The organism is Paenibacillus sp. SJS-P3, from assembly GCF_056711585.1.
In genome coordinates, this window is sequence record NZ_CM160043.1 from 2,514,422 (window position 1) to 2,527,931 (window position 13,510).

The following is a 13,510-nucleotide window of genomic DNA, read 5'->3' on the forward strand; positions in this document are numbered from 1 at the left end:
TTGAGTCAGCTCCTTTCATACAAGTTGCGGCTGGCGAGAGCCTCGAGCTTCCCTCGATCCAGGATCGAGATCAGACCCTTGGAGCGCTGGATGCATCCATCCGCGGCAAACTGCTTCAATACTCGGTTCACATGCCGGTAGCTCGTTCCGATCAGATTGGCGGCATCCCTCAGCATCGAAGCCCGAAGCTCCCCCTGGAACAACGGATCGGTTTCGTCGTACGATACCGAGAGCAGATAGCTGGCAAGCCTGATTTCCACCGGATACATCAGATTGAAGCTCAAGGAATTCGACTTGGCATAAAACTTTTTGGTGATGATATCGAGGAGGAACCGCAGAAACGGCGGATGATCGTCTCCATGCAGGACAAGCCAGCGGTGATGGATGCCGATCATGGCGACGGGCGATACCGCTTCGACCGTATTGAGGAAATCCGCCTTCTGCACATACTCGAGATCTCCGATCACCTCCAGCGGCGTTTTGAAGGAAAGAATGAGCGACTTCCCTTCTTCGGACGTCGTGAAGATTTTCACCTTCCCCTTGACCAGCACATATACGGTGTCGGCGGCATCTCCCTGGCTGCAGATCAATTGACCTTGATCGAACCGGCGCAAGGTGAGATGCGGCAGCAGCGGCTTGCCGAAGACGGCTTCGAGGCCGTGAAGCTTCAAGTATTCATCCAGCAGCTGCCGGTCGGGTTGTTCATGTTTCATTCCGTTGTCGTTCCTGCCTTCCATCGTCATGCTTTGTCCTTTCATTATACCCTCAAGATGAGGACGCCGGCGAGCATCATGGCGATGCCGAGAAACTGGGGCAGGCTCATCGTCTGCTTCACGACGCCGAACCATCCTCTGCCGTCGATAAGGAAGGTCAAGCTGAGCTGCGCGATGAGCAGCACGGCTACGGTAATCGTAATGCCGATGGCATGGATCGCCTGCACATTGCTGAATACGATGACCGCTCCCATCGCTCCTCCGGTCAAGTAGAGCGGTTTCACTCCGCGAAGTCCAGTGCCTGCCGAGCGGCGGAAAAGGCCGAGCAGCAGCAGCGCCGCGATGAAGCCCGTCAGCTGCGTCAGCGCAGCCGCCTGCCAGGTGCCGATCGCGGCGCCGATTCTCGAGTTGGCTACTCCTTGCAGCGTAATGAACATGCCTGCGCCTGCGGCGAACAGAATTCCCTTCATCTGTATCTTCCCCTCGTGTACTCATGGCTTTCTTCCCCATTACACGATATCAGGGATGCATTTGAAAAGGACATATGTCCTTTTTAACGCGCTTCTTCGCTTTTCGGAGTCCGGAACATCGAGCAGGACGAAAAAAGCTTTTATCGGAGTGCTTCCAGGTCCGTCAATCGAACAAACGAAAACCAATCTTCTCGCGCATCTTTGATCATGACAAAAAAGAGGACGGCTTCGCCAGCCTGTCCTCTTTCGTTTTGCCTCATGCTTTGGGCAAAGCTGTCAAGCTCGGAAGCCGCTGCGCTGCTGCAGCCGATCGAGGACCCTCTCGACGGGAAACGCATGGACCTCTCTTCCTGATCTTCCGCTCGTATCCGTCCCTGCGAACAAGGAGTTGTAGACCGCTTCCTCCGTCGCATCCGCTGCGGCCCGGAAGCACTCGGAGATGAGCGGACCGTCTTCGCGGACGGCTTGGACGGCAAGCAGATCCTGCTCCGGATCATGGGGCGTCAGCATGCCGGTGCTGAAGGCGATGACGATATCGCCGCTGCCGTGGTGGGCGATCGAGCCGGTTCGTCCAAGCCCGAAGGCGGCACGCTTCGCCACCCGCTTCAGCTGCCGCGAATCAAGCGGCAGATCGGTCGCAACCACGATGATGACGGATCCGTCTTCCTTGCGGTTGTCAGCCTCGGTCTCAGCCAGCAGCTGTCCGATCGGCTCGCCCAGAATGGAAAGGTCGCTGCCGCTGCCGTAGTTGGTCAAGACGAGAACGCCGATATGGTACTCGCGCCCCGCCGCAACGACCGCCCGCGAAGAGGTCCCGATTCCTCCCTTCCAGCCGAAGCACACCATGCCGGTGCCGGCGCCGACGGCGCCTTCTCCGACCGGACTCCTCTCCTCCCAGGCTTCCTTGGCCAGACGGATCGCTTCCACCGCATGCTCCGGCCGGACATGCAGGCCGCGCATGTCGTTCAAGTAGCTGTCGTTGCATTCGCCCGTTACGATATTGATGGAGCCGGCATCGGCGCCGATTCCATCGTCATGCTCCATCATGTGGCGCAGCGCGCCTTCGGCCGCGGCGGGCACGCCGAACGTATTGGTCAGCATGATCGGTCCCTCCAGTTTGCCGAGCTCGTCGACCTGGACGAGTCCGGCCGTTTTGCCGAAGCCGTTGATGACATAGGATGCCGCAGCGGCCTTCTCCCGGAACAGATTCCCCTGATGCGGCAAAATAGCGGTGACGCCCGTCCGCACGACAGGCTGCCCGCCGCCGTCCGAGCGCAGCGTCACATGGGCCGCACTCACTCCCGGGACGTCCTCGATGCTGTTGAGAGGTCCCGTTCTCATCCGGCCGACCTTCAAGCCATAATCCTGAAATCTCCGCCGGTTCATTCCCGTCCCTCCTTCGTCCTTGCCGGAAACAGCTTGGCGAGCAGGCTCGACATCTCCGCCGGCGATTTTCTTCTCAGCACCTCGGAGTCGTACCACTCGACCTTCCCGCACTCCTCGCAGCTTGCATACATCAGGTGGATGTAATCGAGATCGAACAGCCTGCTCAGCCCGGTCCCGTTCATCGCCGCTTCCTTGACGGAGCAATCGCGGCTGCCGCAGCGGCCGCATCGGAAGCTCGCAGCCAGCAGCTCCTCAAGCGTCATGCTTTCAATCTCTTCTATGGACAGCATGCCTGCATGGATGGCCCCTTTGTCTCGCACCATCTTTCCCGAATCTTCTGCGGACAACAAGCCCGCATCAGCCGAGTGGAATTCCGGCTCCGGCACTCCGTCTTCTACAATGCCTTCCAAATGCCGAGGCAGCACCTCGTGGAGGCAGGAGGGGCATACGCGCTGTTCAAGCAGCATGTCGGTTCCGCACCAAGGACAGCTTATGTTGGATTCCATTCCGCTCATTCCTTTCCGGATCCGCTGGAGGAGAGCAAAAGAAAAACCCCAGCTTTTTTCGAAATGCTTCCGAAATGCTGAGGCTGCGCTTAGCTGCTGCCGGGATTGTTTGCTTCGGCTTTGGCGGCGAGCCGAGCCGTCTTGGCCTCTTCCGCTTTTTTCTGCAAGCCTTTGCTCACATACGGCTTCGGTTTGCTTGCGGCCCGCTTGGCGCCGGCCTGCCAGCGGTTCCAGCCCTTCTTGCCCGTACCCCGGCCGGTGCCTCCGCCTTTGGATTTGCTCATGCTTCCTTCACTCCAATCGTGCTTCTATCATACTCTGTCAATCTGTTTACGGCAAATCAGCTCCTTACCAATATTTAAGCATGGGGCTGCTCTCTCTTTTTGTTTACGATGGGTGATAGACCGCCCGAAAGAGAGTTGAAGACCGATGATGAGCCTACATATACGACGATTAGCCCGAAAAGGAGCCTTCCTCCTGCTGGGAGCGGCCATAACGGCGCCGCTCTTCCCTTCCGCGGAAGCCGCTGCCGCATCTCCGGCCTTCAAGGACATCTCCGGCAGCTATGCGGAGAGCGCCATCATGCGCCTGGCCAAGCTCGGAATCGTGTCCGGCACTTCTGCCGACCGCTATTCTCCAGCGCGAAGCGTCACGAGAGCCGAGCTTGCGACCCTGATCGCAAGAACGCTCGATCTCGAGCCGGTTCAGGCCGCCATCCCTGCATTTCGCGACTTGCCCCGCTCCTCCGCCTTCTATCCCATGATCCAGGCCTCGGTCAATCTGGGCTTGATCGGCGGACGTTCCGCCGACCGGTTCGAGCCTTCGGCAAGCGTCACCCGCGAGGAAGCCGCCGTCATGCTGCTGCGCGCCTTGAAGCGGGGCGCTCCCGTCAGCGGCCAAACCGTCTACCGGGATCAAGAGCGGATCTCCCTTTGGGCGGAAGCATCCGTACTGGAGATGAACCGGCTGTCGCTGATGGCCGGAGATCAGGGCTACTTCCGCCCCAAGGCTGCGATCAACCGGGCGGAAGCCGCTGTGCTGCTGGACCGCATCCGAAGCCATGCGGTATGGTCGCAGCAGTTCGAGGCCGAGCCCGCAGCACCCGTCCAGATGGGCTGGCAGTACGGCTCCACGACGGAACAGTTCAAGCAGCAGGCATTGTCCAGCGGGATCAACACGCTGTCGCCACGATGGCTGTTCGTCGGTCCGCAGGGCTTATCCTCCGATGCCTCCGATGCCAAGCTCGTCCAATGGGCCCATTCCAAAGGCAAGAAAGTATGGGTCATGGTCGGCAACAGATCCAGGCAGGAGGATACGCATACCCTGCTGAGCCAGCCGGCAAGCCGCTCGGCCGCCGTCAAGCAGCTCGCCGCCAGCATCCGCGCGAGCGGAGCGGACGGCATCAACCTGGACTTCGAGAATGTCGCTTCCGAAGACCGGCAGAGCTTGACGCTGTTCGTCTCCGAGCTGGCGAAGGCTCTTCATGCCGTCGGCGACGTGCTGTCCGTAAGCGTATCTCCGGATACAAGCAGCGATTGGACCGCAGCGTTCGATTATGCCGCCTTGGGTTCAAGCGCAGATTACATCGTGCTGATGGGATATGACGAGCATTGGAGCGGAGGCCAGAATGCAGGAGCCATCGCCTCCCTGCCCTGGGTGGCCAGAGGGCTTGGCAAGCTGCAGGGCGATGTGCCGGCCGCCAAGACGATTCTCGGCCTGCCGTTTTATACGAGGGATTGGAGTACAGCCGCGAGCGGCATCGTGGCATCGGCCGATCTCAGCCTGCCCCAGCAGAACGGCATCGTCCAATCGCTCGGCCTGCGTCCGGCTTGGAGCTCCAGCTTAGCGACATACAGCATGAGCTATTATATCGGCGTCGTGCGCCATCAGATCTGGCTTGAAGACAGCCGGTCCTTGTCGGCCAAAATGAGTCTCGCCCTGCAGAGCGGCGCTGCCGGATTCGCCTACTGGTACATGGGCGGAGAAAGCTCGGATGTATGGGCTGCCCAGCGCAATGCCATCCGTTATGCCGGGTATATATTCCCTTGAATTACAGACAACTATGCACTCTACCAGATAAAAAGGCCGTTCCAGGCGATTGACGCCGGAACGGCCTTCTTTTGGTCTTGCTGAGTTGCTGATCTCATCCTCCGAATGAATGAACGCCTCTTGAAATCCTGTCGACAGTTCCTTTAAGGGCATGATGGATAATTCGCTTTAATTAATGTCCATACATATTAATGCCATAAATAGTTCATTTCATGTATTCATTGCGGTCCGATCTGCTGATGAACCGGCATGACCCACGCGTTTCGAAAATCGACCCATCCTCTATGGCTGAGCCGGACATCCCGAAGCGAGGGATGCGTCATGGCGCTCACCGCTTTGGCGTTCAGAAAAACGATATCCCCTTCGCTTTTCAGCAGGCGTTCGATTTCATCCAGGCAATTCCAGCGCGCTTCTTCCGAGTCCGCGAGCTTGAATCGGCCGAGAATTTCTTCCGTCCGCATCCTCGTTCCCGGCGACATATGGCTCGATATGAAGCCTATCGAGGATTGCAGGTATTCCAGCAGGCGGATCGGGCCTTCGCTGAGAACCGCTTCGAACAGGATCAGATCTGCCTCGTCGACGGATCGCTGCAGCAGCATGTCGGCCCATGTGTGAAGAACGACCTCCACCCGGACTCCATATTGGAGCAGGCGGCCGGAGATCCATTCCGCATCGGGCTGATGCCTGGGGAATGTCGCCAGAAGGATGGTTTCACCGGCATAACTTGATTTTGACAGCAGCTCCATGCCGGCATCAGGATCGAATTCATCGACTCCCTTATCGTCGTTGAACCATACAAAGCCCGATGAGGGCGATATGCGCGGAAATCCGAGCTCTCCGGCCATAGCCCCCCTGTCGATCAGGACGTTCAGCGCTCTCCGCAGAAAAGGATCCTCGAGAAGTCCCGGCTTGCTGCGGTTGATCGTAAGCAGGCTCGTTCCGCTCATCATCCCGGTGTGCTTCCAGCCGATTTTCTCAGCGAGTGTCTGCTCGCCGGTCATGACATGAACGAAGCCGGCATCGTCGTTCTTTTCCAGGCTATCCGCATTCGGAAGCACGATCAGCTCAAGCTCGTCCAGATGCGGCCTATACCCGAAGTAGGAATCGAACGCTTGGAGCAGCAGGCTCCCTCTTGTTCGGCGTACCGCCTTGAACGGCCCTGTTCCGACCGGCAGCTCCGGGTTGCCGCTGCCATCGGCGCTATATAGATCCCTCGGAACGATCGAGCATGTCGAATAGCTCAGCATGCGCAGGAAATATCCGTTCCGCTCCTTCAGCGTTATCCGGATGGAATGCGACGACAAGGCATCCATGCTGCCGATGCTGCGCACGGCCCAGGCGTGTCCGGTATGCTGGAGACGCTCGTAGCTGAACTTGACGTCCTCGGCATCGAGCTCCCGGCCATGGTGGAAGCGAATGCCTTTGCGCAGATAGAAGGTCCAGGACATGCCTGCCTCATCGAACTCCCAATGATGGGCGATTCCTTGGCTGATCGTTTCGCTCTCGTCATCGTCGCAAGCAACGAGCGTCCCGAAGATCAGCTCCACCAAATATCCGTCCAAAGCATAAAAAGCCTCTCCCGGGTCCAAAGCTACGATTGGCCTATAGATGGGCAGCCGCAGCTTCTCCACGATCCGGTTCGGACCGTTGTCGCTTTGATAGCCCAAGTACCGGTAAAACCAATCCATGAACTCCCGCTTGACGGAGTCCGTCTCCCCATACTCTCCGATCAGCCTGAAAGCAGCCTCGGCATCTCCGCCGCGGACTTTGTCTTCGGCCTCCTGAAGAAGCAGCGGAGCGGGATCCGTGTCCAGATACAGCCTGGATTTGTTTCCCCTGCCTCTGCCCGGCTCGAAGCGGATCCAGCCCATGGCGGCCAGCTTGCCGATGATGAGCTTGGCGTTCCGTTCGCTGCAGAACAGCGCTTCGGCCAGCTCCGCCTTCGACACGAGAACCGGAGGCAGCTTCCTTCCCCCCGGAAATGCGCGCGTCAAAAGCAGGTAATCCTCCGTTATTTTCATGCTTCTCTCCAAAAGATGAAAAAGTAGGCCTGATAAATGACCTTTTTGGCTCATTACGATGCCCCTATACTCCATTCATAAAGGATTGAGGGAGAGATGGCAAGTGAAAGGATCTGCAACCGATCGATCGAGGGATGTGCCGCTAGGCCGGAACGGGGGATTTCGGATCGTTCTGGCAGCGACCTTGCTCATGACCGCGGGGAACAAGCTGTACGAGCTGATTTTGCCGCTGATGATGTACGAGCTGACCCACTCATCCGTCGCTATGGCCACGATGAGAACCGCCGAGCTGCTTCCGAATTTGTTTTTCGCCGCCATTATCGGGGTTCTCGTGGACCGCAGCGACAAGAAAGCCTGGACGATCGGCATGATCGCCATCCAAGGGCTGCTGCTGCTCATTCTGGTCTGGCTATACCGTACCGGCACCGTTTATTTGCCCGTCTATTATGGCATCGGTTTTTTGCTGATGACGTTCGGGTACGGATATTTCAATGTCCAAGGCAGCTTGACTAAGCTTGCCGTTCCGGGCCCCCAGCTCGGCCAAGCCAACGCCAGGCTTTCGGCCGTGGAGACGACCGTCGCCCTTGCCGGACCCGCCTTGTCGGCCGCCCTGCTGCTGCTGCCGGATCTCTCCGGCGGAATTCTGGCCACGGCTGTCCTGTATCTTCTCTGCCTCCTCCCCATTTCGCGGCTGCGGCTAAGCGAGGCCGGCGGCAGCAATTCCGGCGCAGGCTTCAAAGCGGAGCTCGCCGAAAGCTGGCGCTTTTTCTGGGAGCACAAGCCGCTCCGGACGTTTACGCTGTTCATCCTTTTCGCCAATTGCAGCATGACGGTAGCGGGAACCGCAATGATCTACTTCGCCAAGGATGAGCTTCAGCTTTCTTCTTCCTTGCTGGCTCTGATCCTTTCCTTGACAGGCGCCGGAGGATTGGCGGGAAGTTATGCGGCTCCCCGGCTGCGCCGGCTTTTGGGAACGGGCAAATGCTACGGCATCGTCATGCTGCTGTTCATGGCTTCCTATCTGCTCTTCGGCAGCGCCCAAGGCCCGATCTTGTTCGGAATGGCCGCATTCCTTTACGGCGTGGCTGCGGCGCTGAGCACTGTGACCGTCTACACTTACCGCCTGGAGCAGACTCCCGCGGCCTTCATGGGAAGAGTGCTTGGAATTACCGGAACGTTTTTCCGGCTCGGCATGCCGGCCGCCATGCTGCTGAGCGGCTTCGTCATGGACCGTTCCGGCTCGAGAATCATCTTCTGGGGCTGCATGGCCTGGAATTTGCTTCTGTTTCTGGGATGGTCGACGACTTCGTTATGGAAGGACCGGCCGCAACGGCTTGTTCCCGCAACAGTTTCCGTGGATTAGCCGCACCGTTGCCGCTTCCTCGGCCTGGGCTCGGCACGGAGGTGATTCGGAAAGGATGGCTCCGGGACAATTGAAAGAGAGCTGATCGACGATCAGCTCTCTTTGCATTCCATCCCGTCCATGTCAAGCTTCTTCGTTGATCAGCACTTTCCGTCCCTTCAGCTTCAGCACGAGCGGAATGGTCACCCACAGCAGCCCGATGAACAGGAACAGGAGCGATACTGGCTTTTCCAGGAAGATCATGAAATCCCCGTTGGAGATCGTCAGCGCCCGGCGCATGTTGTTCTCCATCATCGGCCCGAGAATCAGGCCGAGCACGAGCGGAGCCAGCGGATAATCGTTCTTGGCGAGGAAATATCCGACCAGGCCGCAGCCCATGACGAGCAGCAGGTCGAAGGTGGAGTATTGCACCGCGTAGACGCCGAATACGGAGAAGACGATGATCAGGGGAATCAGATACTTCGCCGGCGTCTGGATGACCTTGGCGAAGATGCGGACGAGCGGCAGATTGAGGATGAGCAGCATCAGATTGCCGACGAACATGCTCGCGATGACGCCCCAGGCGAGCTGCGGGTGATCCTGGAACAGCAAGGGACCCGGCTGGACATTGTACATGATGAAGGCGCCCATGAGAATCGCCGTCGTGCCGGAGGACGGGATGCCGAGGCTGAGCAGCGGGATCATCGCCCCGCCGGATGCGGCGTTGTTGGCCGATTCCGGCGCCGCGACGCCGGCGATCGCCCCTTTGCCGAACTGCTCGGGATTTTTGCTGATTTTCTTTTCCATGATATAGGCGAAGAAGGAAGCCAGAATCGCTCCCGCTCCCGGAAGCAGCCCGATGAAGAAGCCGAGCACGGAGCCGCGGGCGATCGGAGCGGCGCTGTCCTTCATGTCCTGCTTTGTCGGCAGGATGCGGTTGATCTTCGCCATTTCGCCTTCATTGCTGTCCTTCTCCAGTATCGTCTTGAACACCTCGCCGACAGCGAACAAGCCGACGGCAACGGTCAGGAATTCAAGGCCTTGATACAGCTCCGGCACGCCGAAGGTGAACCGCTCCACTCCCGACACGCTGTCGATGCCGATCGTCGCCAGAAGCAGGCCGAATGCGGTCATGATCAAGGATTTGAGCATCGACTTGCCGGCAAGGCCGCTGATGGCCAGCAAGCCGAGAATCATCAGCGAGAAGTATTCCGCCGGACCGAACTTGATCGCGACGGCAGACAGCGGGCGCGCCAGAAAAATGAGGCCGATCAAAGAGATGATTCCCGCCGCGAAGGATCCGATGGCCGCGATCGCGAGCGCCGCGCCCGCCCTGCCCTGCTTCGCCATCTGATAGCCGTCGAGCGTCGTGACGACCGACGACGATTCTCCCGGCGTGTTCAGCAGGATGGAAGTCGTCGAGCCTCCGTACATCGCGCCGTAGTAGACGCCCGCCAGCAGAATGATGGAGCTCGTCGCCGCCTCTTCGGGAGACAAACCCGATGTCATCGTCGCCGTGATCGGAATGAGCAGCGCCACGCCGCTCATCGGACCGATGCCGGGCAGCACTCCGACGACAGTGCCGATCAGCACGCCGAAGAAGACGAAGAGAAGATTATGCCACTGCATGGCCGTTGCAAGCCCGTGAAGCAAATAATCGATCGTGCTCATGTTGTTGCCGCCCCCTTAGGATAAGCCCAGCCATGCCGGGAAACCCGGAAGGGATCCGTCGAGCACATGGACATAGAGATAGTAGATGCCGAATGAAAAGCAGGCTGCAATCAGGATGGAAGCTGCCAGGCGACCCTTCTGCATCGTCTGGAACCCGGTCAGCAGGAACAGGAAGGTCGTGATGACGAATCCGACGCTTTCCAGCAGCAGGGCGTACAGGACCGCCGCGATGAAAATGATGCCGAACCGCTTGTAATCCAGCGGAGCTTTTGCCGATGAGGCACTCTCCTTGCGGAACGTGTCATAGATCAGCTTGGCGCTGAGCAGGAGGAGGCATCCTCCCAGGAAAAGCGGAAAGATGTTGGCTCCGATGCTGCTGCCGTAAGCGCTGGAAGAGATGGTGCTGCTGCCTGCCATGAAGAAAATGCCGATGGCGCCGAACACGATGCCTGCATATCGGTCAAAGCTGTGGTTCACCGTGATTCCTCCTTTCTCCGGGCGGATAGCCGCGGTTCAAAAAACCTTATTTTTGCATGCCGAGAGCCGCCAGCATATCGTGCAGCTGCTTGTTCTGGTCTTCGAGGAACGTCTTGAAGTCATCCGAGTTCCGGTAGTCCGTCTGCCAGTTGTTCGCCTTCACTTCGGCCGCCCACTCCGGCGAATCCTTCATTTTGGCAAGCGTTTGATCCCAGAAGGCCTTCGCCCCCTCGCTCATTTCCTTCGGCCCGAATATGCCGCGCCAGATCAGGAATTCGGCATCGATGCCCTGCTCCTTCATCGTCGGCACATCCTTCAGATTGTCCAGCCGCTCCGGCGCCGCGACCGCCAGCACTTTGATCTTGCCGGACTTCACATACTGGTCGAGGGAAGAGGCGTCGGTGCCGAGCACGTCCGCATTGCCGCCCAGCAAGGCGGTGAGCGCTTCCCCTCCTCCGTCGTAGGAGACATATTTGATCGTTTTGGGGTCGATTCCATATTTGTAGGCCGGAAGGATTGAGACCAGATGATCCATCGAGCCTGGCGCCGAGCCGCCCGCCACCGTGAATGCGGAAGGATCCTTCTTGATGTCGTCCAGCAGGGTTTTCAGATCGTCGTATTTGGAATCGGCCGCGACGGCGATGGCCCCGTAGTCTTTGGTCAGCTGCGCCAGCGGCGTCGTATCCGCGTATCCATAAGGTGAATTGCCTTCCTTCTTCAAGTTGTTGATCAGAATCGGAGGCGAGTTGACGAACAGCTTGTAATCGTCCTTCTTGTCTTTCGTCGCATATTCAGCCATGAACACGGCTCCGCCGCCGCCGGGCTTGTTCTCGACCGTTATCGCTTTCGTGACGGCCTTGCTCTCGGTCAGCACCTTGGAAATGGCGCGGGCGGTCATGTCCCAGCCTCCGCCGGCTCCCGACGGGGCGACCAGCGTAAGCGACCTGGATGGATAACTGGCGGAGCTTCCGCTCCCTCCATCGCCGCAAGCTGCAAGCCCTAAGCTCAGGACGAGCAGCGGAGTCAGGACAGCCGCTGTCTTCAGCAGTCTTTTATTCATTTCAAAAACCCCTTTGCATGTAGTATAGTTTAGCTGATCGATCCCATTTTCCAATCATATAAAGCGCTTTCATAATACCATCCGCCTGCATGCCCAACCATGTTAAGGACATAAAACGAATTGAATTCGTTTCGGGCGTTTTGTTCATTTTGTTCACGCCGCTCTCTCTTCCGCGGGAATGCCGGCCTGAGCCAACGGAGGCTCCTTCATCATGCGCTTGCAAACCAAATTGATCCTTATCATCTGCTCTCTCCTGACCCTGCTCATTCTGGCGCTTGGGGGAACGTTCTATTATGTCGTGACCCGCGTCGTGGAGCAGCAGATCGGCGTGCGGGCACTGACCGTCGCAGAGTCGCTCGCAGTCATGCCCGAAATACGGCAGGCGCTGCTGACACCCGATCCGAGCCGCGTCATCCAGCCGATCGCGGAAAGCGTCCGCCTGAAAACAAAAGCCGAATACGTCGTCATCGGCGACCGCAACGGAATCCGCCTCTCCCATCCTATCGCGGACCGGATCGGCAAGCCGATGGTCGGAGGCGACAACGGACCGGTTCTGGAGGGAAAAGCGATCATTTCCAAAGCGACCGGCTCCATGGGGCTGTCGCTCCGCGGCAAGGCCCCTATCCTCGATAAGGACGGACAAGTCACCGGAATCGTCAGCGTCGGATTCCTCGCCTCGGAGATCGACCGGATCGACGATCCCTACCAGCATAAGGTTTATGCCGTATGCGCCATCGTGCTTATGCTCGGGGCATCTGGCGCCGTCTTCATCGCGCGCAGCGTGCGCCGCTCCATCCATGGACTGGAGCCCAAGGAAATCGCCGCGCTTTACATGGAGAAAAAGGCGATTCTGGAATCGATCCGGGAAGGCGTCATCGCCGTCAACCGGGAAGGCCGGATTACGATGGCCAACCGCATCGCCATGGATATTCTTCAGGTGCCCGAGAACGAGGATCTGACCGGAAGGGCGATAGAGGAGGTTCTTCCGAATACGGGCCTGCTTGAAGTCGTGCGCAGCGGAGAAATCCAGCTGGACCGGGAAATGCAGATGCGCGGCAAGGATGTCGTCGCCAACCGCGTGCCGCTGCTGGACGGCAAGGGAGAAGTAGCCGGAGCTGTATCCAGCTTCAGGGACAAGTCGGAGCTGTACCGCCTTGCCCAGGAGCTGTCGAGGGTCAAGCTGTTCGCGGACTCCCTGCGCGCTCAGACGCATGAATTCTCCAACCGGCTGTATGTCATCTCCGGACTTATCCAGTTGGGCTCGTACCAGGAAGCGGTGGAGATGATCCACAGCGAAGCCGGCATGCAGCAGAATCTGGTGCAGTTCATCATGCGCGAGATTCCGGATCCGATCATCGGCGGATTCCTGATCGGCAAGTTCAATCATGCGAGAGAGCTCAAGGTCAGCTTCACTCTCGATGCCGAGAGCAGCTTCAGGGATGTGCCCGAGCCGCTGGACCGCAGCCTGCTCGTGACGATCATCGGCAACCTTGTGGACAACGCGATGGAAGCCGTGCTGGCACGCAGCGGCCTTTCGCCGCAAGAGCGGCGAATCAGCCTGCTGCTGACGGATCTCGGCAAGGATCTCATCATCGAATGCGAGGATAATGGCGCAGGCGTGGCGGAAGGGCTTGGCGAGACGATCTTTCATAAAGGCATCTCGACCAAAGAAGGCGAGGATCGGGGGATCGGCCTCTATCTTGTGCATCAGGCCGTTGCGAGGCTCGGGGGCATGGTGACTTACAGCCGCAAGCCTACCGGAGGAACGATCTTTATCGCGGCGGTGCCGAAGCATCCGGACTAACGGGAGGATGA

The 13,510-nt window shown here is 58.6% G+C and carries 12 protein-coding genes; 3 read left to right on the top strand and 9 right to left on the bottom strand.

The window, feature by feature from the left end; translation table 11 throughout:
* Positions 1–5 precede the first annotated feature (5 nt).
* The 5 genes from AC06G8_RS11535 to AC06G8_RS11555 all read right to left on the bottom strand — a co-directional run bounded on the left by AC06G8_RS11535 (position 6) and on the right by AC06G8_RS11555 (position 3,359).
* Positions 6–713 carry a Crp/Fnr family transcriptional regulator gene (locus AC06G8_RS11535; protein ID WP_447664091.1) on the bottom strand — a complete coding sequence of 236 codons (708 nt, stop codon included), beginning with the start codon at positions 711–713 and terminating at the stop codon, positions 6–8.
* Between the two features lie 44 nt (positions 714–757).
* A complete protein-coding gene (locus AC06G8_RS11540; protein WP_480282913.1) occupies positions 758–1,183 on the bottom strand; it encodes a DMT family transporter in 426 nt (141 codons plus the stop codon).
* A 276-nt stretch (positions 1,184–1,459) separates the two neighbouring features.
* The gene (locus AC06G8_RS11545) at positions 1,460–2,569 is read right to left on the bottom strand and encodes a DmpA family aminopeptidase (protein ID WP_480282914.1); all 1,110 of its coding nucleotides are present in this window, start codon (positions 2,567–2,569) and stop codon (positions 1,460–1,462) included.
* Positions 2,566–3,075 (bottom strand): zinc ribbon domain-containing protein, encoded by a 510-nt coding sequence (locus AC06G8_RS11550; protein WP_480282915.1) that lies wholly within the window; start codon positions 3,073–3,075, stop codon positions 2,566–2,568. The genes AC06G8_RS11545 and AC06G8_RS11550 overlap by 4 nt, the downstream gene beginning before the upstream one ends.
* 89 nt (positions 3,076–3,164) lie before the next feature.
* Positions 3,165–3,359, bottom strand: a complete 195-nt coding sequence (locus tag AC06G8_RS11555; protein ID WP_021881569.1) for a DUF3934 family protein — start codon at positions 3,357–3,359, stop codon at positions 3,165–3,167.
* 145 nt (positions 3,360–3,504) lie between these two features.
* Here AC06G8_RS11555 and AC06G8_RS11560 point away from each other — a divergent pair, with 145 nt between their 5' ends.
* Positions 3,505–5,124, top strand: a complete 1,620-nt coding sequence (locus tag AC06G8_RS11560; protein ID WP_480282916.1) for an S-layer homology domain-containing protein — start codon at positions 3,505–3,507, stop codon at positions 5,122–5,124.
* A 218-nt stretch (positions 5,125–5,342) separates the two neighbouring features.
* Here AC06G8_RS11560 and AC06G8_RS11565 read toward each other — a convergent pair whose 3' ends face one another.
* Positions 5,343–7,145, bottom strand: coding sequence for an ABC transporter substrate-binding protein (locus AC06G8_RS11565; RefSeq protein WP_480282917.1), 1,803 nt, complete (start codon positions 7,143–7,145; stop codon positions 5,343–5,345).
* 103 nt (positions 7,146–7,248) lie between these two features.
* Between AC06G8_RS11565 and AC06G8_RS11570 the strand changes: the two genes are divergently transcribed.
* Positions 7,249–8,508: an MFS transporter gene (locus tag AC06G8_RS11570; RefSeq protein WP_480282918.1), complete on the top strand. Its 1,260-nt coding sequence runs from the start codon at positions 7,249–7,251 to the stop codon at positions 8,506–8,508.
* Positions 8,509–8,631: 123 nt separating this feature from the next.
* Here AC06G8_RS11570 and AC06G8_RS11575 read toward each other — a convergent pair whose 3' ends face one another.
* Genes AC06G8_RS11575 through AC06G8_RS11585 form a run of 3 tightly spaced genes read right to left on the bottom strand, consistent with a single transcriptional unit; the run spans position 8,632 to position 11,695 of the window.
* Positions 8,632–10,158, bottom strand: a complete 1,527-nt coding sequence (locus AC06G8_RS11575; protein WP_447664098.1) for a tripartite tricarboxylate transporter permease — start codon at positions 10,156–10,158, stop codon at positions 8,632–8,634.
* Between the two features lie 15 nt (positions 10,159–10,173).
* Complete coding sequence (locus AC06G8_RS11580; protein ID WP_447664099.1) at positions 10,174–10,635, bottom strand: tripartite tricarboxylate transporter TctB family protein; 462 nt, start codon at positions 10,633–10,635, stop codon at positions 10,174–10,176.
* A gap of 46 nt (positions 10,636–10,681) precedes the next feature.
* Positions 10,682–11,695 (bottom strand): Bug family tripartite tricarboxylate transporter substrate binding protein, encoded by a 1,014-nt coding sequence (locus AC06G8_RS11585; RefSeq protein WP_480282919.1) that lies wholly within the window; start codon positions 11,693–11,695, stop codon positions 10,682–10,684.
* 211 nt (positions 11,696–11,906) lie between these two features.
* Here AC06G8_RS11585 and AC06G8_RS11590 point away from each other — a divergent pair, with 211 nt between their 5' ends.
* Positions 11,907–13,499, top strand: a complete 1,593-nt coding sequence (locus AC06G8_RS11590; RefSeq protein ID WP_480282920.1) for an ATP-binding protein — start codon at positions 11,907–11,909, stop codon at positions 13,497–13,499.
* Positions 13,500–13,510 lie beyond the last annotated feature (11 nt).